Consider the following 24,059-nt stretch of genomic DNA (forward strand, 5'->3'; position numbering starts at 1 on the left):
ACCAGTCTAATGCGTGGGCGGAATCTCCCCTGCTGCCCTTGCCAGGCGCCCCGCCGCCGTGCGGGCGCGTTCACGCATCTCTTCCGGTGCCAGGATTTCGAACTCCACACCCATGCCGGCCATGCGCACCAGAGGCTGGTCCAGCGAATCCCACCCGCTGCGCAGGACGGTGTGGCCCGGTCCGTCCGCTTCCAGCACTGCAACCTCCGCGGGAACCTGCTCGGCTACTGCCGCAAGCGGCGAAGCGATGCGGATAACGACGTCGTACCGGTAGGGACTGCGGGTGATCGCCGCCTGAACGTACGCCGCCAGGTCCTGTGCCGGGAGCGGCCGCGGCGCAAACTTCTCCCGGAGGACGGGCACCGACTGGCATCTGTCCACCCGGAACGTGCGCCAGTCCCGGCGTTCGGTACACCAGGCCACCAAGTACCAGCGCCGTCCCGTGCTGACAAGTTTGTAGGGCTCCACGATCCGGCGGCCCTCCGCGGCCTCATGGGCCTGGTAGCGGAATGCGGCGGCCCGCCGTTCGGAGATTGCGGTCGAGAACGCGGTCAGGATCTCCGGGTTCACTGCGGAAACGGTGGCCGAAGGACCTGCCATGACGCTCACGGACTGGCGCAGGGCGGAGAACTTTGGCCGCAGCCGTCCCGGGAGGACCTGTTCCAGCTTCACCAGCGCCCGGATCGATGCCTCGCCGATTCCCGAGACCGGCCCGGAAGCGACGGCCGTCAGGCCCAGCGCGACGGCGAGCGCCTCCTCGTCGTCGAGCAGCAGGGGAGGCAGCTGCGCACCGGCGCCCAGCTGATAACCCCCGGCGATTCCGGGGGAAGCAGAGATCGGATAGCCAAGGCTGCGGAGCTTGCCGATGTCCCGCCGGACGGTGCGTTCAGTGACGGACATCCGCTCGGCCAGGGCGGAGCCGGTCCATTCGCGGCGCAGCTGCAGGAGGGACAGGAGATGCAGCAGCCTGGCGGAAGTCTCGAGCATGGTCCTAAAGGTACTCCGGGATGCGGACAGAAGCTGTCCTTGATCGAAACGGGTCTGGTGTCCACCTGACTAATCGGGGAGGGGACATGGCCGCAGTAACGCTGCTGTCGCGGGATCGAAGCGACGTTACTGGGCCAGGGCAGGCGCGTCAGTACCCGCGCGGCTGGTAGGGACGGTCGAGGTAGAGGTCCCGCGGATCCCGTACGTCCCACAGCGAATTGCCGTGCCATGGGCGGCCGGAGCTGACCGGAGGGAGGTGGCCCCGCCCGTCATTGCGGATGCCGATGATGACGGCGGCGATGCTCAGCAGGAGCAGTGCGGTTACGACGGCTATGAAGAAGATTTCCATGTCTCAAGGCTGTGCCGTCCGGCCGGAAAAAATAAGTGGCAGAAAGGACCATCATCAGTAAGAAACTGCCATACTCTGGGCATGCTGAAATCGGTAGCCGTGGTAGCGCTGGATAACGTGGGTCCGTTTGAGCTGGGACTGGTGGCGGAGGTGTTCGCCCTGGACCGCTCACACCGCGGGACAGGAGTGCCCCGCTTCGATTTCAGGCTGGTCACCGATGTGCCGGGACCGGTACGCACCTCCGGCGGATACACGATCATGGTTGAGCGCGGGCTCGAAGCGGCAGCAGATGCGGACCTGGTGGTCATGGCGCCGTTTGGGCGATGGAAACCCGAACCAACCCCGGTTCCGCGCGCAGTGCAGGAAGTGCTTCAGCATGCCGTCCGGCGGGGCGCCTGGGTGCTTTCGGTCTGCACCGGAGCCTTCGCGCTCGCCGAAGCAGGCATCCTGGACGGCAGGAAGGCCACTACGCACTGGAGGAACGCCGGGCAGCTGGCCTCGGGCTATCCCCGGGTGGAAGTTGATGAAAACGTGCTCTATACGTCCAGGACGGCAACGTGATTACGAGTGCGGGCACGGCAGCAGGCATCGACGCAGCGCTCCACCTTGTCCGGGTTGAGCTCGGCGCCAGGGCGGCGTCGTCAATTGCCAGGGACATGGTGGTGCCCCCGCACCGTGACGGCGGGCAGGCGCAGTACATTGACCGTCCGCTCGCCGTCACAGGCTGCGACACGCTGGAAGACACCCTTGTCTGGATCAGCGGCAACCTGGAGCAGGAGCATTCAATCACGGCGCTCGCAGCCCGGGCACACATGTCAGAGCGCACTTTCGCACGCCGGTTCAAGGCCGAAACCGGCACAACGCCTTCGGCCTGGATCAATGCGCAGCGTGTGCTCCGCGCCCAGGAACTCCTGGAAGAATCCGAGCTGAGCATTGAAGAGGTTGCCCGGGCCTCCGGGTTCGGGCAGGCCGTCCTGCTGAGGCACCACTTCAACCGCGATGTGGGGATCAGCCCGGCCGCGTACCGCAGGGTCTTCCGCGGACGCGCGGTGCGGCACAGCCCCGGCCGGGGATACCCGCTCCACCCATACCCGCCGGCTGCTGCAGACGCCGGGTAGTGTCCATGCCGCCGGACCGGGCCCGTGCTGCCGTGGAGGGCGCCGGCACAGCGACCTGCCCTAGGACCGGGGAATGTTGCGCAGATTGCTTCGGGCCATACTGACTGCCTGGCCCGCGCCCTTGTTCAGCACCACCTTTGACATGGCTGTGGCGAATCCAAGGACCTGGTCGGTGGTGATTTTGGGCGGTATGGACAGGGCATTGGGATCGGTGATCAGCTCCACCAGGGACGGCCCCTGATGGTCGAAGGCTGCCCGGTAGGCGTCCATGATGTCCGCCGGATCACTGACCCGCACGGAATGGAAGCCGATGGCAGCGGCAATTGCTGCGTAGTTGGTATCGGGTACGTCCACCCCGTGGTCGTTCAGCCCGTCCACCAGCATTTCAAGCTTCACCATCCCCAGGGTGGAGTTGTTGAAGACAACCACGTTCAGCGGCAGATTGTTCGTCCGGGCCGTGATCAGCTCGCCGAGCAGCATGGACAGTCCACCGTCACCGCAGAGCGCCACCACCTGCCGGTCCGGCTGGGAGAGCTGGGCGCCCACAGCGTGGGGGAGCGCATTGGCCATGGTGCCGTGCAGGTAGGAACCGATGATGCGCCGCGTCCCCAGCGGATTGATGTACCGGGCAGCCCAGACGTTGCACATACCGGTGTCCGCGGTGAAGACAGCGTCCGGGGAGGCTGCCTCGTCCAGGAGCGAAGCCGCATACTCCGGGTGGATGGGGACGAGCCTTTCCGCCTTCTGGGTATAGGCGCCAACCGCTTTGTTCATCAGCCGGTCGTGCTTCCTGAGCATTTCGTCCAGGAACCTCCTGTCCTGCTTCTCCTCAACCAGGGGCAGCAGCGCCTCAAGAGTGGGAAGGACGTCGCCGTGAACCGCAATGTCCACGTCGGTGCGCCGCCCCAGGTGCTGCGCGGCCCGGTCGACCTGAACCGTCCTGGTGTCAGGAAGGAACTGGTTGTACGGGAAATCGGTGCCCAGCAATACCAGCAGGTCCGCGTCCTTGATCCCCTCCGCGGCTGCCCCGTAGCCCAGCAGCCCCGTCATGCCTACGTCGTAGGGATTGTCGTACTGGATGAAGTCTTTTCCCCGGAGGGAGTGGCCCACCGGTGCCTTCACCTTGGCAGCGAATTCAACGACGGCGTCGTGGGCGCCTTCCGTCCCGATGCCGGCGAACACCGCAACTTTCCGGGCTTCGTTTACGGCAGCAGCCAGCTCCCGGATGCTCTCGGCGGCTGGAACCATGGTGGCCGGGCGGCACAGCGCCGGTTCCGGAGTCGGCGCCGTGGCCCTCTGCCCGGCGATATCGCCGGGAATAGTGACCACTGAGACTCCGTGCAGGGCTACTGCGTGCTGGATCGCGCTGTGCATGACACGCGGAGCCTGATCGGTGGTGCTGACAAGTTCGGAATACACCGAGCACTCGGTGAAAAGCCGGTCGGGGTGGGTCTCCTGGAAAAAGCCGCTGCCAATCTGGACGCTGGGGATGTGCGAGGCGATGGCCAGTACAGGGGCGCCGCTGCGGTTCGCATCGTAGAGTCCGTTGATCAGGTGCAGGTTCCCCGGTCCGCAGGAACCGGCGCAGACAGCCAGCTTTCCCGTGAGCTGCGCTTCCGCTGATGCTGCCAGTGCGGCCGCTTCCTCATGCCGCACATGAATCCAGTCGATCCCGCCGCGGCTGGATCCTCCGGTCCGGCGGACAGCATCAACTATGGGGTTCAGGCTGTCTCCGACGATTCCGTAAATGCGCTCCACCCCGGCGGCGCGGAGCTGGTCGATCAGTTGCGTGGCGAGCTGCTTGGCCATGGGTGCTCCCGGGTACTCGTGGCGGACTGACGAAACGTGCTTCGGCCATCCAGCAAACCAATCGGACACAAGCATGCCGGCGGCCGGAACCCTGATTCTACGTACCGGGCAGCCGGTGTCCACCCGGCCGGTGAACACGGACGGGGCCGCGTGCAAGTCAGCCCGGAAGATGAAAACCCTCCACCGCCGGGATGGAATGCGGCGCGGCTGAAGCCGTTTACGGCCAATGCAGCCTGCCTGCGGGGTAGCGTTCACCCCAGTCAAACCGGAACCGCAAGGTAGAGACAGGTTCCGGACAACGAAACGCAGCTGGCCCCACCCGGCAGCGGTCTACCCTATTTGGAGGGCTCATGGGTGCTGCCCGGCGCATTGTTTTCCCAATCCTGTGGCTGGTTGTTTTCGCCGTCATCGCCGCAGCGTTGTTCAAGCTCGCTTTCCTTGACGGCATGCGGGCCGAGGCACAGACAGACGTGCCCTCTGCCCAGATACAGACAGCTACGGTCCAGGCTGAGCTGGCCACCATCACCAACACAGTGGAGGTCCAGGGATCGGTGCTGTCCGATCCGGGGATCCCGGTCCGCAGCACCACGGACGGGACAGTGGTCTTCATCGATGCAGAGCAGGGGCAGACGGTGGAGAAAGGCCAGCGGCTTTTCCAGGTTCGAAAGCTCCTCGAGGACCAGCCGGTTATGCCTGCAGCCGATGAGGATGACGGCCCCCCGCCGCCGGCCGCGCCGCTTTACACCTACGTTGACGTTACGGCCACGGCCGGCGGAAGCCTGGGCACGTTCACGGTGCTGCTGAACCAGCAGGTCACCGTCGGAACAGAGGTTGCCTCGATCGATCCGGGGACGTTCTCGGTCCAGGGGACACTGACCCCCGACCAGCAGTTTCGGATCCTGAACCGCCCGGGTACCGCCGAGGTTGCACTGAATGGGGGACCGGCCCCCTTCGCCTGCGGTGACCTCACCATGGGCAAAACGCCGGCCGCTGCCGGGGGCGACGGCGCGGCGGGGCAGGACGGTTCAGTCCCTGGTCCGCAGACGCCGCAGGGCAGCGGATCCGTGAGCTGCGCTGTTCCCGGCGATGTCCCGGTGTTCGGCGGCCTGGGTGCCACCATTACCATCACGGCCGGCGAGGCAAGCGACGCAGTCACCGTGCCCACCACCGCTGTCCAGGGGCTCGTGCAGAACGGCGTGGTGTGGGTTGTCACCGCTTCGGGGGATACCGAGGAACGCCCGGTCACCCTCGGCCTGACCGATGGACAGGCTGTTGAGATCACGCAGGGCCTCAGCGAGGGCGAGGAAGTCCTCCTGTTCGTCCCGGGGGCCGAAGCTCCGCAGGATGAACAGGGCATGATGTACGGTCCCGGGGTGATGGGCGGATGACCGGACTTGCATCAGAGGTCTCGGTCCAGCCTGGTGCGGGGGCAGAGCCGGAGTACGTGCGCCGTTCACTCATTAGCCTGGAGCAGGTGACCCGCAGCGTTATGCTCCCGGACGGCAAGAACCTCACCATCCTGGACGGCGTTGACCTGCAGATCCACGGGGGAGACCACGTCTCGGTGGTAGGCCGCTCCGGGTCCGGCAAGTCCACCCTGCTGAACATCCTGGGGATGCTGGACCTTCCTACATCGGGGCAGATGGAGTTCGACGGGATTCCCGTGGAGTCCATGAACCCGAACGCACGTGCCGTCAGGCGGGGCAGCGCCGTCGGGTTTATCTTCCAGCAGTTCAACCTCCTGCCCGAACGCACGGCCGTGGAGAACGTTATGACCCCGCTGCTCTACGCCCGTGGGCGGTCCTTTTGGCAGCGGGAGAGAATCGCCGCGCAGATGCTGGACCGCGTTGGCCTCGGCAGCCGGCTTCACGAGAAGCCGCAGAAACTGTCCGGCGGAGAGCAGCAGAGGGTCGCAATTGCCCGGGCGCTGGTCCGCGGACCGCAGCTGATTTTGGCCGATGAACCTACGGGTGCGCTGGACATCGGAACGGGCCAGGCGGTCATGGCACTCCTGCAGGAGGTGGTGGCTGAATCCGGAGCAGCACTGGTGACGATCACCCATGACCCCAATGTCGCGGCGCTCGCGGACAGGCATTTCCTCCTGGACGCCGGACGCCTGAGTGCCGGGGAGGAGGCGGCATGAGCCTGTCCGGAATGGCCGCTGCCCTGGTGGAGGCATGGACCGAACTGAGGATCCACCGGGCCCGGATCCTGCTGGCCCTGGTTGGGGTTGCCCTGTCAGTAGCGGCGCTGACCGCCGTCGTCGCGCTGGCAGATATGGCACGTGCTGCGATGGCGCAGGGATCCGAAGCCCAAAGCGGGCGCCCGGCAACCGTGAGCGTCTCGGCCTACCCCAATGACGGCTCCCCCGCAGATACCGCCGCGCTGCGCGAGGCCTACGACGCCACGGTGGAGCGCTATTCCGTCAAGCACGCCTCACTGTTTTTTCCCACGGTTATCCCGTTCCAGTTCCCTGACGGGGTAGTCCAAATCCAGACCTCGGTTGTGGACGTGGACTACGGCACCATGAGGCGGGTGAAGCTCGATTCAGGAACCTGGTTTACCGAAGCTGATGCCGAGCGGTTTGCCCCCGCCGTAATCGTCAACGAAGCATTCCACGCGCGCCTGGGCTACCCGGATCTGGACGCCGATCCGGTCGTGGAAATCCGGAACGGCAGCCACCCAGTGGACGCCGTTGTCACCGGCGTCCGGCCGAACCTGTATCCGGAGGAGTCTGCGTCCGCATACCTCCTTACCGGCGCTTACGACAGGCTGGGAACCGCGGACAACGGATCCGTACCGATGCTGGAACTGTGGGTGCCCGAAGACACGGCAGAGGCTCTGCAGCACGCCATTACGGCCGATCTCGCGGCACAGTTTCCCGGCATGCAGCCAAATGTCTACCGCAGCGACTATGCAGCGTGGGGTGACCCCTATGCGGTGATGACACTGGTGGTGGGAGGGATCGCGGGCATGGTGATGCTTCTTGGCGCCGTAGGCCTGCTCAATATCTCCATGGTCACGGTGAAGCACCGGGTCCGGGAAATCGGCATCCGCCGCAGCTTCGGCGCTACGTCGGGCCGGATCTTCTTTGGGGTAATGCTCGAATCCGTGGTGGCGACGTTCGCGGCCGGAGTCCTGGGGGTGATGGCGGCCGTCGCCGTCGTCAAGCTCCCGGTAGTACAGCAGCAGGTCGCCTTTGGTGTCACCGAGCTGCCCCCGTTCCCGGTGGAGGCTGCCTTGCTGGGGCTGGGAGCGGCCACTGCCGTCGGGGCCCTCGCAGGACTCATACCTGCCCTGGTAGCGGTGCGGGTAAAGGTCATCGACGCCATCCGCTACTGACAGGGACAAGGCAGCAAAAAACCCCGCTGCCATGAATGGCAGCGGGGTTTTCCCTGCAATTTCGTGCCCTCGATAGGATTCGAACCTACGGCCTGTTGCTCCGGAGGCAACCGCTCTATCCCCTGAGCTACGAGGGCGGGACACCGGGTAACCGGTGTGTCCTGCAGGGACTAAAGAAGCTTAGCAGGTTCTTGCCGGTGCCCGGAAACCATTTCCCCGCCCCCACCCGCCGAGAGGGCAGTTACGGCTCGTTTCAGCCTGCAAAAGAGCCGTAACTGGCCTCTCGATGGATCAGGAGGAGGTTAGTACCCCAGGAACGGATCGGTGTGGACCCGGCGCACTCCGGCTCCCTTGAGCGCGCTGCGGGCGGCAGCGACGGCCGACGGCGAACCGGCCACGAACGCCGTGCGCTCCGCGGCGTCGGGAACCGCCTTGGCCAGGGCAGCGGCATCCGGCAAACCTGCCCCGAGCCAGGTCCATCCTGGCCGCAAAGGATCTTCAGGCGTGCAGGCAACTACCCTGACCCCAAGCGCTGCCAGCTCGTCCGCGTAGGCCAGCTCCGCAGTGGAGGAAGCGGAGTAGACCAGCACAATGTCCCGGCCGGCAGCGTCGGGGGAGCGCAGCTGGCTCAGGAACGGCGTAATGCCGATTCCCGACGCCATCATCAGGATTTTGCGTCCGGAATCGCGCGGAAGCTGAAAGTCGCCGCCCACGGACGTTGCCGAGATTCGGGCACCGGGCTTCAGCGCCAGCAGCTTCGTCTTGAAGGAACTGCCCGGAGATGAAACCCGCAGCGCTACCGAAACGGTCTGCGGGTCCTCAGGTGCGGAGGTGAGGCTGAAAATTCTGCGCAGGCCGCGGCTGTCGGGGCTGGGATGCGGCAGGCTCAGCTCCAGGTACTGCCCCGCCCGGTAGCGCAGCGGCCGCTCCGGTTCAAAGACCAGCTCCCGTGCTGTGGGGGTCAGCTCCCGGGAGCCGCGCAGCCGCAGCGAGATGCCGCCCCGCTGTCCGGCAGCGAAAGCAAGCAGGTTGCCGATCAGCAGGGCAAGTTCGGGAGACATAAACACCGGTCCGAGGGAGAACGGAACGGAGAACAGGATGCCAACGACCCCGGCTTCCGCCAGCCGCTGCCAGCGCAGCGGCGGCAGGGTCAGCGGTTCGGAGAGCATAAAGCCGGCGAAGAACAGCACAGGATAGGACCCCAGCGCCGTGGCCAGGCCCTCCAGCACTGACTCTCCGGCAGAGGCAAAGCGAATCACCACGACTGCCGTTGCCACGAGCACGAACATTCCGGCCATCGGCAGCAGGCGGCTGCGGTAAAGCACCAGCAGTGCTGCCGGGATCACCACTACGAGCATCAGCGGCGCGGCCACCCACCAGACAGGAGCGTTAAGCCCCGTGACGCCCATGACGAAAGCGCCAACGGCAGCCGGGTTGAAGATGTGGCGCCGCCGCCAGACCAGCACGTACTTCGAGGCCGTTGCAGCCAGTCCAGCCAGCGCGATCCAGCCAAGCTGGACGCCGTCGGTGGTTGGCCAGAAGAGGAAGAACAGCAGCAGTCCGGTAATCAGGGCAGAGTCCGTCTGCGGGAAGGTCCGGAACAGCAGCCCCATCACCCGGCTGGCCATCAGCGTGGAGACCACCGCGGTTGCCAGCGTCGCCGCAAGCTCGGCCGGAGTGTAGAAAAGCGCGCCCGCCAGGGAGAGCACAAAGGACCACGCGGCCATGGCCAGCAGCAGTACCACGAGCATGCGGTACATGCTCATCCTCCCCAGCAGGCGCTGCAGCCGTGCGGAGGGAGTGCTCAGGGAAACGGTCATGAAAAAAGGACTCCAGCCATTGCGGGTGAAAACTCTGCCCTGCCGTCGGAGAACATTCGCACGTAGTCGAATTCGAACTCGGCAGCGAGAGAGGAAGGGTCAGTGAGGAACAGTGCTGTGGCCAGGCCGTCTGCAGTCATGGCGTTCCGCGCCAGGACCCAGGTGGCAGCTACGGCCCTGACAGGTAAGCCCGTGGAGGCATCCAGGACATGGTGCAGGCCATTGCCCCATGCCCGCCGGTTGGTGGCGGAGGCGCACAGGGCGCGGTCCTGTAGGTGCACGACGCCGATGGCCTGGTTTGGGTCGAAGGGATGCTCCAGCCCAACCCGCAGTCCGGGTCCACAGTGGCGCATGTCGGAACCGGCATCCACCACAACCGAAGCATATCCGCGTCCGGTAACCAGTTCCCAGACGAGGTCTACCAGCTGGCCCTTCCCGGCAGCCCCGACGTCGAGCGTCCCGGGGCGGTCCAGGCTCAGGCGGACATCGTCCCGGGCCCCGGACTCCCAGCGCACGGTCTCCGGCCAGGGCGGGGCGCCGGCAGCCGGACCCTGCGGGGTCAGCCGGTAGCCCGGGCCGTAGCCCAACAGCTCAAGCGAACCGCCAACCAGCGGGTTCATCCGCCCGCCGGTCAGCCGGTCCAGGGAATCAAAGAGCGAGAACAGTTCAGCCGTGTAGCGGGGCAGGGATACCGTGCCTCCGCCGTGTGAGAGCCCGGACAGGATCGAGTCGCTGCGGAAACGGGAGAGCGCCGCGTCGTACTCGGAGACAAGCCCTGTCACGGCCGCACGGGTCTCGGCGTCGAGCGGGGCCTCGGCACTGATTTCCCACTGCGTGCCAATCGCTTCGAAGGACCAGGACTCCATGATCAGGCCTCTAGCGGGCCGCTTCGCTCTTGATTTCGTCCAGTGCCTTGTTGAAGCCCGAGCTGGTCAGCGAGGAAGAAGCGATTTTGTCCACCTTCACCTCATCAAGGGGTTTTCCAACGACCTCCTGCTGGACTCCACCAGTGAACTCGGCCTGGTAGCGCTTGGACGTCGGGTGGTTGCCGGACGTGGAAACTTCCACGTCCGTGACTACGCCGTCGCTCAGGGTCAGGGATACCGTGACCTCTTCCTTGGTGTTTGACGGCGGAATGTAGCTGCCCGTGGCGGTGTATTCACCGTTCTGGTACTCGCCGCCAGTTACCGGCGCACCACTGGACGGCGCACCGCTGGACGCTGTACCGCTGGACGCTGCGGGCGTGGAAGCACCCGTTGCCTCGTCGGAAGCGGCGTCCTGGGCCGTTCCGGTGGAGCCGCAGCCGGCGGTTCCCAGCAGTGCCAGACCTGCGGCAGCAGTTAGCAGCGGTTTCTTGGAATTCACGGATGCTCCTTCAATTGCAGGCGGGTCTTCCCCTCTTATTACAACCCATCAACGCCGCCGCGTGCCTTTCGGTGCCAGGCTGTGCTGCAGGACACATTTGCCCCCGGGCTGGAGATTCAGGTGACGCAAACCGGAGGAATAAGGCCGGTGTGTGCAGCCCCGCTATGCTTAACCGGTGACTCCTGAAGAACTTTCCTCTGCCGTAACTGCCTGCCTCAAAGACGCCATCGATGCGGGTGATTTCAGCATCGAGCTCCCCTCCGAGGTCCGAGTGGAGCGCCCGCGGAACCGGGACCACGGTGACTGGGCCACCAACATTGCGCTCCAGCTCTCCAAGCAGGCCGGTATGAACCCCCGCCAGTTCGCGGAAATCCTGTCCTCGCGGCTGGAAAAGATCGACGGCGTTGCCAAGGTTGACATTGCCGGACCCGGCTTCCTGAACATCACGCTCGACGCCGGTGCCGCGGGCGAGCTGGCGAAGGCAATCGTTGAAGCCGGCCCCTCCTACGGCCGCTCCGATGCGCTTTCCGGCACACGGATCAACCTGGAATTCGTTTCCGCCAACCCCACCGGTCCGATCCACCTGGGCGGAACCCGCTGGGCCGCCGTCGGCGACGCGCTGGCCCGGGTCTTCGAATCCCAGGGAGCTGAAGTCACCCGGGAGTACTACTTCAATGACCACGGTGCGCAGATCGACCGCTTTGCCCGCTCCCTGCTGGCCTCGGCCAAGGGTGAGCCGGCGCCGGAGGACGGTTACGCCGGTGCCTACATCGAGGACATCGCCGCCCGCGTGCTCGCGGTTGAATCCAACATCCTGGAACTGCCGGAAGCGGAGGCACAGGAGCGCTTCCGCGCCATCGGTGTGGACCTGATGTTCGGGGACATCAAGGAATCCCTGCACAACTTCGGCGTTGACTTCGACGTCTATTTCCACGAGGACTCCCTGCACGAAAACGGGCAGGTCGACAAGCTGCTGGAGCAGCTCAAGGGATCGAAGAACCTGTACGAGAAGGACGGCGCCTGGTGGTTGAACTCCACCGAGTTCGGCGACGACAAGGACCGCGTAGTCATCAAGTCCGACGGCAACGCCGCCTACATTGCCGGCGACATCGCCTACATCCAGAACAAGCGCGAGCGCGGCTTCGACCTGAATCTCTACATGCTGGGTGCGGACCACCACGGCTACGTGGCACGCCTGAAGGCGGCTGCTGCTGCCCTGGGCCACGACCCGGAGTGCGTCGAGGTGCTGATCGGCCAGATGGTGAACCTGGTGAAGGACGGCAAGCCGGTCCGGATGTCCAAGCGCGCCGGAACCGTGGTCACGCTCGAAGACCTGGTTGACGCCGTGGGCGTTGACGCAGCCCGTTACACGCTGGCCCGGTTCTCCACGGATTCAAACATCGACATTGACCTGGACCTGCTGACCAAGCGCAGCAACGAAAACCCGGTGTTCTACGTCCAGTACGCCCACGCCCGGACCTACGCACTGGCCCGCAACGCCGAGGCCGCCGGCGTGGACAACTCCGCCTTTGACGCAGCGCTGCTGTCCCACCCGACCGAAGGCGCACTGCTGGCTGCCCTTGGCCAGTACCCCGGTGTGGTGGCCCAGGCCAGCACGTTCCGGGAACCGCACCGCGTGGCACGCCATCTGGAAGTCATTGCCGGCACCTACCACCGCTGGTACGACGCCTGCCGCATTGCCCCGCAGAACGGGGAAGAGGTCACGGACGTGAACCGTACCCGCCTGTGGCTGAACACGGCGGCCCGCCAGGTGCTGGCCAACGGCCTGGACCTGCTGGGCGTCTCCGCTCCGGAACGGATGTAAGGAAAGCATGAGCGTTTCCCCGCTGGCACCTGCTTGGCTCAGCCTGCCCGAAGACCCCAACGCCCTGCGTCCCGACATGTGGGCGCAGGACGTGCGGCGCGGAGAGCACGGCGAACTTGAGATCTCCGGGATCCCGGTCTCCGCCCTCGCGGCAGAGTTCGGCACCCCGGTGTTTGTGGTCTCGGAGGCTGATTTCCGGGCCCGTGCCCGGGACTTCAAGGATTCCTTCGACGCCGCTTTCGCCGAAGTCTGCGGGGGAGTGGACGTGTACTACGCGGGGAAGGCTTTCCTCTGCACCGAGATCGCACGCTGGGTCGGCGATGAAGGACTGCGGCTGGACACATGCTCCGGCGGCGAACTGGCTGTTGCCGCACGTGCCGGCATCCCCGGTGCCAACCTGGGCCTGCACGGCAACAACAAGTCCGATGCCGAGCTGAACCGTGCGCTGGACATGGAACTGGGCCGGATAGTTGTGGACTCCCTCCCGGAACTGCACCGGCTGGGTGCCATTGCGCAGGACCGCGGCGTGCGCGCCAACGTAATGCTGCGGCTGACTCCCGGAGTGCATGCCCACACCCACGAGTTCATTGCCACCGCGCACGAGGACCAGAAGTTCGGCCTGTCCATGGCAGCCGATCCGGAAACCGGGACGTCTCCGGCAGCCGAAGCTGTCGCCGCAGCGCTGGAAAACCCCGGGATCAATCTGCTGGGCCTGCACAGCCACATTGGCTCGCAGATCTTCGACCCCGCCGGGTTCGAAGAAGCTGCCCGCCGCCTGCTGGCCTTCCTTGCCGAGGTCAGGGCAGTCCACGGCGTTGAACTGCCGGAACTGGACCTTGGCGGAGGCTACGGCATTGCCTACACCGAGGCGGACACCCCGCGTCCGGCTGCGGAGATTGCACAGGCCATGGCCGCCGTCGTCTCCTCCACCTGCGCTGAGCTGGGCCTCGCTGCCCCGCGCATCTCGATTGAGCCCGGACGCGCGATCGTTGGGTCCACTACGTTCACGCTCTACCGCGCCGGCACCGTCAAGACTGTCCGCGTTGACACGCCCGCCGGAGAAACGGCGGCGCGCCGCTATGTATCCGTGGACGGCGGGATGAGCGACAACGCCCGCCCGGTGCTTTACGACGCCGACTACTCCGCCGTGCTGGCCTCGCGCGCCTCGGAACATGACGCAGTTATGTCGCGCGTGGTTGGCAAACACTGCGAGAGCGGGGACATAGTGGTGAGGGATGTATATCTGCCCTCGGACGTGGACCACGGCGATCTCGTGGCTGTTCCCGGCACCGGCGCCTACTGCTGGGCGCTGTCGAGCAACTACAACTACATTGCCCGCCCGCCTGTTGTGGCTGTTAGGGACGGGGCCGCGCGGTTGATTATCCGCGGCGAAACCGAAGAAGACCTGCTGTCGCGGGACGTTTCATGACCGGTATAGGAGAAGGCACAGCAATGAAGACCCTCAAAGTGGCACTGTTGGGATGCGGGAACGTGGGATCCCAGGTGGCCCGGATCCTCATTGACGACGCCGCTGACCTCACCGCCCGCACGGGAGCGAAGCTGGAACTGGCCGGAATTGCCGTCCGCAACCCCGACGCCCCCCGGGATGCCGAGCTGCCCCGCGAACTTTTCACCACGGACGCCGAGGCACTGGTTGAATCTGCGGACATCGTGATTGAGCTGATGGGCGGCCTTGAGCCGGCCCGCACGCTGATCCTGCACGCAATCGGCCACGGCGCCTCCGTGGTCACCGGCAACAAGGCACTGCTTGCCGCCGACGGCGCTGCCCTGTATGAGAAGGCCGACGCCGCCGGTGTCCGGCTGGCCTACGAAGCCGCGGTTGCCGGGGCTATCCCCATCCTCGGACCGATCCGGGACAGCCTGTCCGGTGACCGGATCACCCGTGTGCTCGGCATCGTCAACGGCACCACCAACTACATCCTTGACCAGATGGACTCCACCGGCGCGCAGTTCGCCGATGCGCTGGCCGAAGCCCAGCGCCTGGGCTACGCGGAAGCGGACCCGACCGCCGACGTCGAAGGCCACGACGCCGCTGCCAAGGGCGCGATCCTCGCATCCCTGGCCTTCCACACCACCTTCGACCTGGCCAACGTCTCCTGCGAAGGCATCTCCTCGATCACCGCGGAGGACATTGCGGCGGCAAAGGACGCCGGCTTTGTCATCAAGCTGCTCGCGATCGCCGAAAAGCTGGAGGCCGACGGCGCCGAGGGCGTCAGCGTCCGGGTCCACCCCACGCTCCTGCCGCGCACCCACCCCCTGGCAGCCGTCCACGGAGCGTTCAATGCCGTGTTCGTCGAGGCCGAAAACGCCGGCGAACTGATGTTCTACGGCCAGGGCGCCGGCGGCACACCGACCGCCTCCGCTGTTATGGGCGACGTCGTCACTGTTGCCCGCCGCCTGGTGCTGGGCGGCCATATGGGCGTCGAGGCGGCTTCCGGGCATGTCCCGGCCCTGCCGATGGACAAGGTCACCACCAGCTACAGCATTGGCCTTGACGTGGCCGACGCTCCCGGTGTCCTGTCCGCAGTGGCCCGGGTCTTCGCCGAGAACGGCGTCTCCATCGAGACCATGCGCCAAAAGAGCCACACCGACGCAGCCGGCGCCTCCGCCGAACTGCGCTTCGTGACCCACCGTGCACCCGAGGCTGCGCTGGCGGCCACCGTCGAGGCCATCAAGGGCCTGGACGTCATCAATTCCGTTACATCCGTCCTGCGGGTAGAAGGAGTCTAGAACCTTGGCTCATCAATGGCGCGGCGTCATCCGCGAATACGCCGACCGTCTCCCGGTCACCGAGAAGACCGAAGTCATCACGCTCGGTGAAGGCGGCACCCCGCTGGTCCATGCGAAGGCCCTCTCCGAACTGACCGGCAATGAGGTCTACCTCAAGGTCGAAGGCATGAACCCCACCGGGTCCTTCAAGGACCGCGGCATGACCATGGCAATCACCGCTGCCGTGGAAGCCGGGGCGAAGGCAGTTGTCTGTGCCTCCACCGGCAACACCAGTGCCTCCGCTGCTGCCTACGCGACACAGGCCGGACTCACCTGCGCGGTGCTGGTCCCGGACGGCAAGATCTCGATGGGCAAGCTGAGCCAGGCGATCGCGCACGGTGCGCAGCTGCTGCAGGTCAACGGCAACTTCGACAACTGCCTTGAGGTTGCCCGGAAGCTGGCCGAGGCCTACCCGGTCTTCCTGGTCAACTCGGTGAACCCGGCCCGCATCGAAGGCCAGAAGACCGCCTCCTTCGAGGTCGTCGACTTCCTGGGCGACGCACCGGACTACCACCTGCTGCCGGTCGGCAACGCCGGAAACATCACCGCATACTGGCGCGGCTACCAGGAATACGCCCAGCCCTGGACCAACAACGCCGGTACCGAGCTGGCACCGGTCGCCACCAAGACTCCGGTTATGTGGGGCTTCCAGGCCGAGGGCGCATCCCCGCTGGTCAAGGGCCACCCCGTGACAGATCCTGACACCATTGCCACGGCCATCCGGATTGGCAACCCCGCGTCCTGGGACCAGGCAATCGCTGCCCGCGACGAATCCGGCGGCCTCATCGAAGCAGTCACGGATACCGAAATCCTTGAAGCCCACCGCTGGCTTTCCTCCCGCGAGGGTGTCTTCGTGGAACCTGCCTCCGCGGCCGGTGTGGCGGGACTGCTCAAGAAGCACGCAGCCGGAGAGGCTCCCACGGGCAAGAAGATCGTCATCACCGTTACCGGCCACGGCCTGAAGGACCCGCAGTGGGCCCTGCGTACCGCCGACGGATCCGACGTTGAGCCCACCAAGGTGGACTTCGACGTCGTCAGCGTGGCCGCTGCACTGGGCCTTGAAGAGGCCGCCCCGGCCTCGGCCGGCTAGGGCAGGCCGTGAAGGTGGAAGTCCAGGCTGCGGACGCAGCGTCCGGTGACCGGATTGCAGCGGGCCAGGACCTTTCGGTCCGGGTCCCTGCGACCAGCGCCAACCTGGGTCCGGGATTCGATTCGCTGGGCATGGCCGTCTCGCTGTACGACACCGTGCGGGTCCGCACCACAGATTCGGACACGGTCCGGGTGCGGGTCCGTGGTGAAGGCCAGGACGTGCTTCCAACGGACGAAACGCATTTGGTGGCACGGACCATCGCGGACACCATCCGCCGGGCCGGGTTCGTCGCAGGCGGGTTTGAGCTTGAGTGCGAGAACGTGATTCCGCATGGCAGGGGCCTCGGCTCCTCCGCCTCGGCCATTGTGTCCGGAGTCCTGGCGGGAAACGCGCTCCTGCCCGCTTCCGCCCGCCTGGATGCCGCCGGCCTGCTGCACGCCTGCTCGGCGCTGGAAGGCCACCCGGACAACGTGGCACCGGCTCTGTCCGGTGCGCTGGCGGTGTCCTGGGAGGAAGCCGGCGTATTCCGCTCCATCCGGGCCGGTGTACATCCGGACATTGTGCCCGTTGTCGCCATTCCAGCCACTGAACTTTCCACCGAAAGCGCCCGCGGGCTGCTGCCGGCGGCCGTGCCGCACCGCGATGCCGCCGCGAACTCCGGACGTGCGGCGCTGCTGATGCACGCCATGACCACGGATCCGTCGCTGCTCCGCGAAGCAACCGAGGACTTCCTGCACCAGGGCTACCGGGCCCCCGCCATGGCCCCGAGCGCTGACCTCATCCGTGCCCTGCGCAGTGAAGGATACGCGGCTGTCGTCTCCGGCGCCGGGCCAACGGTTATGACGCTCGCCCCGGACGCGGACCAGGCACGCGCCGCAGAGGAATTCATCTCCGCCTACCTGGACGCACACAGCGGCCAAAACTGGCGTGTGCTGGGGCTTGGCGTCGACCAGGATGGTGCTAGAGTGGTACTGCACCATCGGTAAATACCCGTAACTCGGTATGTCACCGTATTTGTGCTTCCACCGGCAGGTCGTCCCGTTCTGTGGACCACCGTGGCTTGTTCCTAAGACCGGATTGTTGACTGTGTTGGCTGTGCTCTGCAGCTTCCAGCCCAGATGTGCTGGCGGCAAATGCAGCCTTCATAACGATTCGGACGGCTGGGCAAAGTCGACCCGCGGAAACGCAAGCATCGGTGTAGCCTTCCGGAGACTGCCAAGAAACGGTCAGTCGATGATTATCTGATCCAGGTGTTTTCAGGCAGCGAAGCTGCCGTAACTACCGTGGACTCTCCAATCAAGGCACCAGCAGATTCACCGTTGCCGGGAATCCCCGCAGCAGGTGAACCCTGGACCGCATGTCAGATCATCGGTCCAAGGGCCATTCAACGCGGCCGGCATCCAAGCCGGACCGCCCGACGAGGGGGAAGGATCCTTCGTGACAGATACCACCGACCTGACTGCAGGTGTGGACTCATCAGCATCCGCCGGTTCCAACGGCGAAACAAATTCAAAGAGCTCCGGTCTTGCCGGCCTGAAGCTTGCACAGCTGCAGGCACTGGCCGGCCAGCTGGGCATCACCGGCGGATCCCGCATGCGCAAGGGCGATCTGGTTACGGCCATTTCAAACCACCAGCGCGGGGGAGCAGTGGCAGACCGTGCCGCAGCTGACCGTCCGGTACGCGGCTCCAAGGCTGAGGCCGCGAAGGCTGACAAGGCCGGAGCCGACCGTCCGGTAAAGGAAGCTGCCGCACCGGCAGCTGCCGCTGCACCGGCCGCTGAGGCTCCCGCTGCCGCTGAGGGCGAGAAGGCCGCCGAGCGTCCGTCCCGCACCCGCAACCGCAACCGCCGTGCAGCGAGCGACGGCGTCGTCACTCCCGCCGCCGGCGAGGCACCGGAGGCGGCACAGGCAGAGGCCCCCGCAGCCGCACCGGCTCAGGAAGGCACCCGCGAAGAGGGTCAGCGCGAGCGCGGCCGCAACCGCCGCAACCGCCGCAGTGACAGTGAAACTTCCAGTGAAGAGAACGCCGCAGAGACTGCAGGCGCGGACGCTTCACAGGAAAAGGGCGACTCTTCCCGTGAGTCCCGTGAGGACGACCGCGGCGAACGCCAGGGCCGCAACCGGAACCGCAATGACCGGGACAACAACCGGAACGACCGCGAGAACAACCGGAACGACCGGGACAACAACCGGAATGACCGCGAGAACAACCGGAACGACCGCGAGAACAACCGGAACGACCGGGACAACAACCGGAATGACCGCGAGAACAACCGGGACAACAACCGCAGCGACCGCGACAACCGCGATTCCGACGGTGACGACAACAGCCGCAGCGGACGCAACCGCCGGAACCGGAACCGGAACGACCGCAATGACCGCGGCGACCGCAACGATCGCTTCCGCGACCGCAATGAGCGCCGCCGCAACCGCGACCGCAGCCCCGAGGTTGACGACGTCGAGGTCACTGAAGACGACGTGCTGCTGCCCGTCGCCGGCATCCTGGACGTCCTGGAGAACTACGCGTTCGTCCGCACCTCCGGTTACCTTCCAGGCCCGAACGATGTCTACGTTTCCCTGGCACAGGTAAAGAAGTACAACCTGCGCAAGGGCGACGCCGTGGTTGGCGCCATCCGTGCACCCCGTGAGGGAGAGAACCAGGGCAACACTGCGCGCCAGAAGTTCAACGCCCTGGTCCGCCTGACCTCCGTCAACGGCAAGCCGGCCGAGGACAACAAGGACCGCGTCGAGTTCAACAAGCTGGTTCCGCTGTACCCCTCCGAGCGCCTGCGCCTGGAGACCTCGCCCAAGGTGATCGGCCCCCGCGTCATCGACCTGGTTGCCCCGATCGGCAAGGGCCAGCGCGGCCTGATCGTCTCCCCGCCCAAGGCGGGTAAGACGCTGATCCTGCAGGCGATCGCCAACGCGATCTCCATCAACAACCCCGAAGTACACCTGATGATGGTCCTCGTGGACGAACGTCCCGAAGAAGTCACCGACATGCAGCGCACCGTCAAGGGCGAGGTCATTGCCTCCACCTTCGACCGTCCCGCCGATGACCACACCACGGTTGCCGAACTCGCCATTGAGCGGGCCAAGCGCCTCGTGGAAATGGGCAACGACGTCGTGGTCCTCCTGGACTCCATGACCCGTCTGGGCCGTGCCTACAACCTGGCCGCTCCGGCGTCGGGCCGTATCCTCTCCGGCGGTGTCGATTCTTCGGCCCTGTACCCGCCGAAGCGTTTCTTCGGTGCAGCCCGAAACATCGAAAACGGCGGCTCGCTGACCATCCTCGCAACTGCTCTCGTTGAGACCGGTTCCAAGATGGACGAGGTCATCTTCGAGGAGTTCAAGGGCACCGGCAACATGGAACTGCGCCTTTCCCGCAACCTCGCGGACAAGCGCATCTTCCCCGCCGTGGACGTCAACGCCTCGGGCACCCGCCGCGAAGAGAACCTGCTCTCCGCTGAAGAGGTCAAGATCATGTGGCGCCTGCGCCGCGTCCTTTCCGGTCTTGATACCCAGCAGGCACTGGAGCTCCTCACCGGCAAGATCAAGGAAACGCAGTCCAACGTTGAGTTCCTGATGCAGGTGCAGAAGACCACCCTGGGCACCAAGAACGATTAGCTGCCTGACCTAGCCGCTCATGCCCGGCCCTCTTCGGAGGACCCGGGCCTGGGCGGCTTGGCAGTTAACCGGCAGCCCGATTATTCACGGGTGCCGATCCGGGTGAGAATGGTTCTAAGACAGCAGCGGGATGCGCAGTAACCGGCGTACCCCAACGCGCGAAGAAGGAATGGAAAACAATGTTTGAGTCCATACAGGGACTGCTGGATGAGCACGCTGAACTCCAGATGCGGCTCTCCGATCCCGCCGTGCACGCTGACCAGGGACTGGCGCGGCGCCTGGGCCGGCGCTACGCCGAGCTGAGCCGGATCGTTGATGCCTACAACACCTGGCACGGACTGGAAGACGACCTCGCCGCCGCCCAGGAAATGGCCGACGAGGATCCCGAGTTCGCAGCTGAGGTTCCTGTGCTCAAGGACCAGCTTGCAGATGCGCAGGAAAAGCTGCGCCGGCTGCTGATTCCGCGCGACCCGAACGACGGACGCGACGTCATCATTGAGGTCAAGGGCGGTGAAGGCGGCGACGAAGCAGCCCTGTTCGCCGGTGACCTTCTGCGCATGTACACGCGCTACGCCGAGCACCGCGGCTGGCGCACCGAGATCATCTCGGCCACGGAATCGGACCTCGGCGGGTACAAGGACGTGTCCATGGCCATCAAGGGTTCATCCAACGACCCGGCTGAAGGCGTTTACGCCCGCCTGAAGTACGAGGGCGGCGTGCACCGCGTCCAGCGTGTTCCCGTCACCGAATCGCAGGGCCGGATCCATACCTCCGCTGCCGGTGTGCTGGTACTTCCCGAAGTGGATGAGCCTGAAGAAGTCGAGATCAGCCAGAACGACCTCAAGATCGACGTCTACCGGTCTTCCGGCCCCGGCGGCCAGTCCGTGAACACCACCGACTCCGCCGTGCGCATCACCCACCTGCCCACGGGCATTGTCGTGGCCATGCAGAACGAGAAGTCCCAGCTGCAGAACCGCGAAGCTGCCATGCGTGTGCTCCGTTCCCGCATTCTGGCGCACGAGCAGGAAAAGATCGACGCCGCGAACTCGGACATCCGCAAGTCGCAGATCCGCACCATGGACCGCTCCGAGCGCATCCGCACCTACAACTACCCGGAAAACCGGATTGTGGACCACCGCACCGGGTACAAGGCCTACAACCTGGACACCGTGATGAACGGTGACCTGGAAGCCGTTGTCCAGGCTGCCATCGAAATGGATGAGCAGGCCCGCCTGGACGCAATCGGCGACGAAGCCTAGGGAAGGAAATGCCCGCGCTGTCCCTGGATCAGGCGCTGCGGCACGCTGCGGCGGAACTCTCCGCTGCGGGCGTGCCCAGCCCGCGCGTCGACGCCGAAATACTCGCAGCGCACCTGCTGGGGGAGAGCGTAGGCCGGGTAAGGGCATTGGCCTTTACTGACGCAGCAGCGCCCGAAGGCTATGACGAACTGGTGGCCGAGCGGGCGCGCCGCATTCCGCTGCAGCACCTGACCGGCAAGGCGTATTTCCGCAGGCTCGAGCTTGCGGTTGGACCAGGCGTGTTCGTACCCCGGCCGGAAACGGAAACTGTGGCCCAGCTGGCCATCGACCGGGCGCTGCTCGTACCGGGCGGCGCCAAGGCAGCGGACCTCGGAACGGGATCCGGCGCTATCGCCGGATCGATCGCCGCCGAGGCTCCCGGCTCCGAGGTCTACGCTGTTGAACTGAGTCCCCTGGCGCTTGCCTGGGCACGGAAGAACCTGGAGCCGCTGGGCGTCCAGGTGCTGGAAGGTGACCTCCGGACTGCGCTGGAAGGACACAACGGAACGTTCGACGTCGTTGCCTCCAACCCGCCCTACATCCCCGCAGACGCCGTGCCCAACGAGCCCGAAGCTGCGGAACACGATCCCGCAATGGCACTTTACGGCGGCGGAGCGGACGGAATGGAGCTTCCCGACGCCGCTGCCCGCACCGCGGCGCGGCTGCTCCGTCCCGGCGGCTATTTCGTCATGGAACACGCCGAGGTGCAGGCGGATACCATCGCCGAACGGCTGGCTTCCAACCCGGCCTGGCAGGAGGTCACTTCCCACCAGGACCTCAATGACCGGCCCCGGGCTACCTCCGCGGTTAGGTCAACAGCAGTTACTACATCCCGTGACGTGAAAGAATAATCCCCGTGACCACCAGCTTTGACTGCTCAGATACTGATTCCCGCAGCGCCGGACTTGCCGCCGCGCAGCAGGCGATCGCCAACAGGCAGTGCATCGTGCTGCCGACCGATACCGTCTATGGAATCGGGGCCGATGCCTTCTCTGCCCAGGCCGTCGCAACGCTGCTCGCCGCCAAGGGCAGGGGGCGCTCCATGCCGCCGCCCGTGCTGGTGCCGCGCCTGCAGACCATGGACGGACTGGCCGTGGACGTGGCTCCCGAGGCACGTGCCCTGGCAGAAGCTTTCTGGCCGGGCGGCCTGACCCTGATCTTCCATGCCCAGCCGTCCCTGACCTGGGACCTGGGCGATACCAAGGGCACCGTTGCCCTGCGCATGCCCGATGACGAGATTGCCCTGGATCTGCTGGCACTCACCGGGCCAATGGCAGTTTCCTCGGCCAACCGCACCGGACAGCCGGCTGCCCAGACGGCCGCAGAGGCGCAGGCACAGCTGGCAGAATCCGTAGCCGTTTACCTGGAAGCCGGCCCGCGGCCGGAATCGGGCAGCGAGGGCGTCCCGTCGACAATCGTGGACGCGACGGATTTCCCGCTGCGGGTGGTTCGTCAGGGTGCCATCAGCCTGGAAGAGCTGCGGAAAGTAGTGCCGTCCCTCCTGGGACTCGGGGAAGAACCCGGAGCGCAGGAGCACGCAGACGCAGAGCCGGCAGCCGAGGCTGTCGAAGCCACCGGGGTAGAAACGGAGCCGGCTTCAGAACCAGCCGAAACCGCGGACGCCGCAGCAGAAAGCCGGACGGCCCCGCAGCCCTAGCGCTTTTCCCGGGCCGCGCGGAGGACCTGTTCCACCCGCGGTTCGGGAACATTGCCCGTTGCCTCTGCCCAGCCGGGCTCCTGGCGCTGTCCGAACCACATCATTTCGACCCGGCGCAGCACACCGTGCAGCCGCTCGCCCAGCAGTGCTGACACCAGGTACCCGGTTTTCAGCGCGGCACGGCAGAACCAAACCGGCAGATGCAGCGGTTTCCGGCCGCCCGCTGCCTGCAGGACCGATGCCACGGTTGCGCCTTCCCATGGCTGAAGGATTACCGGCGGCATGGCGCCGCGATGGAGCCCAACGGAGACCACAAACTCGCACAGTGCGTCCACGGAACTGGCCGGGCTGGGGGAATCCCCGCGCCCGGCTACGGAGGAGAGGGGAGTGGAAGCGATCCGAACCAGAGTGGCCGTGGTTTCCCTGGCCGGTCCCTGGACCGAGGTCGCGCGAAGGGACAGCACAGAGCAGGTTCCCGGTCCCCGTGCTGCCAGCACCGCCTCGCCCAGCGCCTTGGAGCGCGAGTAGGCCGAGAACGGTTCAACGTGCGCGCACTCGTCGAGGTACGGACGGTGCCCCTGCACGGCGGCGCTGCTGAGATGGATGAAACGGCGAACCCCGGCGTCATCCGCCGCATCGGCGATCAGCGCCGGCAGCAGGGCATTGGCGCCGCGGAGTCCGGGCGTCTCAGCGCCCGACGGTGTGGCCAGGCCCGCGGCATTGATTACGACGTCGGCGCCCTCCAGCTCTCCGAAGAGGTCCTGCCTGGCATCTGCGAGCGAGGCGGCTTCGCTCAGGATCCCTGCGGCGTCCCCGGAGAGAGCACTCAGCCGCGGAGCCTTCACGTAACGCACGGTGATGCCGTGGCTCGCCAGGGTGGAGCTCAGGGCGCTGCCGATGAAGCCTGTGGCGCCCACAACGGCCCAGATCGGCTCCGGGGCATGGCTGGATGATGCACTGCTGTTCACGCGGTATTGGTCCT

The 24,059-nt window shown here is 65.9% G+C and carries 19 protein-coding genes, 1 tRNA gene and 1 pseudogene; 13 read left to right on the forward strand and 8 right to left on the reverse strand.

The window, feature by feature from the left end; genetic code table 11:
* Positions 1 to 6 precede the first annotated feature (6 nt).
* Both FYJ28_RS10785 and FYJ28_RS10790 read right to left on the reverse strand, forming a co-directional pair.
* Positions 7 to 987 (reverse strand): helix-turn-helix transcriptional regulator, encoded by a 981-nt coding sequence (locus tag FYJ28_RS10785; protein ID WP_055239604.1) that lies wholly within the window; start codon positions 985 to 987, stop codon positions 7 to 9.
* Between the two features lie 148 nt (positions 988 to 1,135).
* Positions 1,136 to 1,336: a hypothetical protein gene (locus FYJ28_RS10790; protein ID WP_154579288.1), complete on the reverse strand. Its 201-nt coding sequence runs from the start codon at positions 1,334 to 1,336 to the stop codon at positions 1,136 to 1,138.
* 81 nt (positions 1,337 to 1,417) lie between these two features.
* Between FYJ28_RS10790 and FYJ28_RS10795 the strand changes: the two are divergent.
* Positions 1,418 to 2,454, forward strand: a pseudogene (locus tag FYJ28_RS10795) (GlxA family transcriptional regulator).
* A gap of 60 nt (positions 2,455 to 2,514) precedes the next feature.
* On the opposite strand, the gene FYJ28_RS10800 reads toward FYJ28_RS10795, so the two are convergent.
* Positions 2,515 to 4,263 (reverse strand): pyruvate dehydrogenase, encoded by a 1,749-nt coding sequence (locus FYJ28_RS10800; protein WP_154579289.1) that lies wholly within the window; start codon positions 4,261 to 4,263, stop codon positions 2,515 to 2,517.
* A 350-nt stretch (positions 4,264 to 4,613) separates the two neighbouring features.
* On the opposite strand from FYJ28_RS10800, the gene FYJ28_RS10805 reads away from it, so the two are divergent.
* The 3 genes from FYJ28_RS10805 (at position 4,614) to FYJ28_RS10815 (ending at position 7,605) form a co-directional block, all read left to right on the forward strand.
* Complete coding sequence (locus FYJ28_RS10805; protein WP_154579290.1) at positions 4,614 to 5,651, forward strand: efflux RND transporter periplasmic adaptor subunit; 1,038 nt, start codon at positions 4,614 to 4,616, stop codon at positions 5,649 to 5,651.
* 101 nt (positions 5,652 to 5,752) lie between these two features.
* Positions 5,753 to 6,406 carry an ABC transporter ATP-binding protein gene (locus FYJ28_RS10810; RefSeq protein ID WP_055239765.1) on the forward strand — a complete coding sequence of 218 codons (654 nt, stop codon included), beginning with the start codon at positions 5,753 to 5,755 and terminating at the stop codon, positions 6,404 to 6,406.
* Entirely contained in the window at positions 6,403 to 7,605 is a 1,203-nt protein-coding gene (locus FYJ28_RS10815; RefSeq protein WP_055239608.1) for an ABC transporter permease, read from the forward strand. The genes FYJ28_RS10810 and FYJ28_RS10815 overlap by 4 nt, the downstream gene beginning before the upstream one ends.
* A gap of 64 nt (positions 7,606 to 7,669) precedes the next feature.
* Here FYJ28_RS10815 and FYJ28_RS10820 read toward each other — a convergent pair.
* From FYJ28_RS10820 to FYJ28_RS10835, 4 genes are all read right to left on the reverse strand, one after another.
* Positions 7,670 to 7,742: transfer RNA gene (locus FYJ28_RS10820), tRNA-Arg, on the reverse strand.
* A gap of 165 nt (positions 7,743 to 7,907) precedes the next feature.
* Positions 7,908 to 9,425, reverse strand: a complete 1,518-nt coding sequence (locus tag FYJ28_RS10825; protein WP_154579291.1) for an oxidoreductase — start codon at positions 9,423 to 9,425, stop codon at positions 7,908 to 7,910.
* Positions 9,422 to 10,291: an FAD:protein FMN transferase gene (locus tag FYJ28_RS10830; protein ID WP_154579292.1), complete on the reverse strand. Its 870-nt coding sequence runs from the start codon at positions 10,289 to 10,291 to the stop codon at positions 9,422 to 9,424. The genes FYJ28_RS10825 and FYJ28_RS10830 overlap by 4 nt, the downstream gene beginning before the upstream one ends.
* A 10-nt stretch (positions 10,292 to 10,301) precedes the next feature.
* The gene (locus FYJ28_RS10835) at positions 10,302 to 10,790 is read right to left on the reverse strand and encodes an FMN-binding protein (protein ID WP_326831663.1); all 489 of its coding nucleotides are present in this window, start codon (positions 10,788 to 10,790) and stop codon (positions 10,302 to 10,304) included.
* Between the two features lie 175 nt (positions 10,791 to 10,965).
* Between FYJ28_RS10835 and argS the strand changes: the two genes are divergently transcribed.
* From argS to FYJ28_RS10880, 9 genes are all read left to right on the forward strand, one after another.
* The gene (gene argS, locus FYJ28_RS10840) at positions 10,966 to 12,615 is read left to right on the forward strand and encodes an arginine--tRNA ligase (protein WP_326831664.1); all 1,650 of its coding nucleotides are present in this window, start codon (positions 10,966 to 10,968) and stop codon (positions 12,613 to 12,615) included.
* A 7-nt stretch (positions 12,616 to 12,622) separates the two neighbouring features.
* Positions 12,623 to 14,044, forward strand: coding sequence for a diaminopimelate decarboxylase (gene lysA, locus FYJ28_RS10845; protein ID WP_154579293.1), 1,422 nt, complete (start codon positions 12,623 to 12,625; stop codon positions 14,042 to 14,044).
* A 23-nt stretch (positions 14,045 to 14,067) separates the two neighbouring features.
* Positions 14,068 to 15,366 carry a homoserine dehydrogenase gene (locus tag FYJ28_RS10850; RefSeq protein WP_154579294.1) on the forward strand — a complete coding sequence of 433 codons (1,299 nt, stop codon included), beginning with the start codon at positions 14,068 to 14,070 and terminating at the stop codon, positions 15,364 to 15,366.
* A gap of 4 nt (positions 15,367 to 15,370) precedes the next feature.
* The gene (gene thrC / locus FYJ28_RS10855; RefSeq protein ID WP_055239615.1) at positions 15,371 to 16,495 is read left to right on the forward strand and encodes a threonine synthase; all 1,125 of its coding nucleotides are present in this window, start codon (positions 15,371 to 15,373) and stop codon (positions 16,493 to 16,495) included.
* A 14-nt stretch (positions 16,496 to 16,509) separates the two neighbouring features.
* Positions 16,510 to 17,481, forward strand: a complete 972-nt coding sequence (thrB, locus tag FYJ28_RS10860; protein WP_055239766.1) for a homoserine kinase — start codon at positions 16,510 to 16,512, stop codon at positions 17,479 to 17,481.
* A gap of 451 nt (positions 17,482 to 17,932) precedes the next feature.
* Positions 17,933 to 20,122: a transcription termination factor Rho gene (gene rho, locus FYJ28_RS10865; protein ID WP_326831665.1), complete on the forward strand. Its 2,190-nt coding sequence runs from the start codon at positions 17,933 to 17,935 to the stop codon at positions 20,120 to 20,122.
* A 179-nt stretch (positions 20,123 to 20,301) separates the two neighbouring features.
* A complete protein-coding gene (gene prfA, locus FYJ28_RS10870) occupies positions 20,302 to 21,381 on the forward strand; it encodes a peptide chain release factor 1 (protein WP_055239617.1) in 1,080 nt (359 codons plus the stop codon).
* Positions 21,382 to 21,389: 8 nt separating this feature from the next.
* Entirely contained in the window at positions 21,390 to 22,271 is an 882-nt protein-coding gene (gene prmC, locus FYJ28_RS10875; RefSeq protein ID WP_055239618.1) for a peptide chain release factor N(5)-glutamine methyltransferase, read from the forward strand.
* 5 nt (positions 22,272 to 22,276) lie between these two features.
* Entirely contained in the window at positions 22,277 to 23,077 is an 801-nt protein-coding gene (locus FYJ28_RS10880) for an L-threonylcarbamoyladenylate synthase (protein ID WP_055239619.1), read from the forward strand.
* On the opposite strand, the gene FYJ28_RS10885 is transcribed toward FYJ28_RS10880, so the two are convergent.
* Positions 23,074 to 24,045, reverse strand: a complete 972-nt coding sequence (locus FYJ28_RS10885) for an NAD-dependent epimerase/dehydratase family protein (protein WP_326831666.1) — start codon at positions 24,043 to 24,045, stop codon at positions 23,074 to 23,076. The two genes, FYJ28_RS10880 and FYJ28_RS10885, sit on opposite strands and share 4 nt — an antisense overlap.
* Positions 24,046 to 24,059 lie beyond the last annotated feature (14 nt).

The organism is Arthrobacter sp. BL-252-APC-1A (assembly GCF_009696625.1).
In the GTDB taxonomy this organism is placed as follows: Bacteria; Actinomycetota; Actinomycetes; order Actinomycetales; family Micrococcaceae; genus Arthrobacter_B.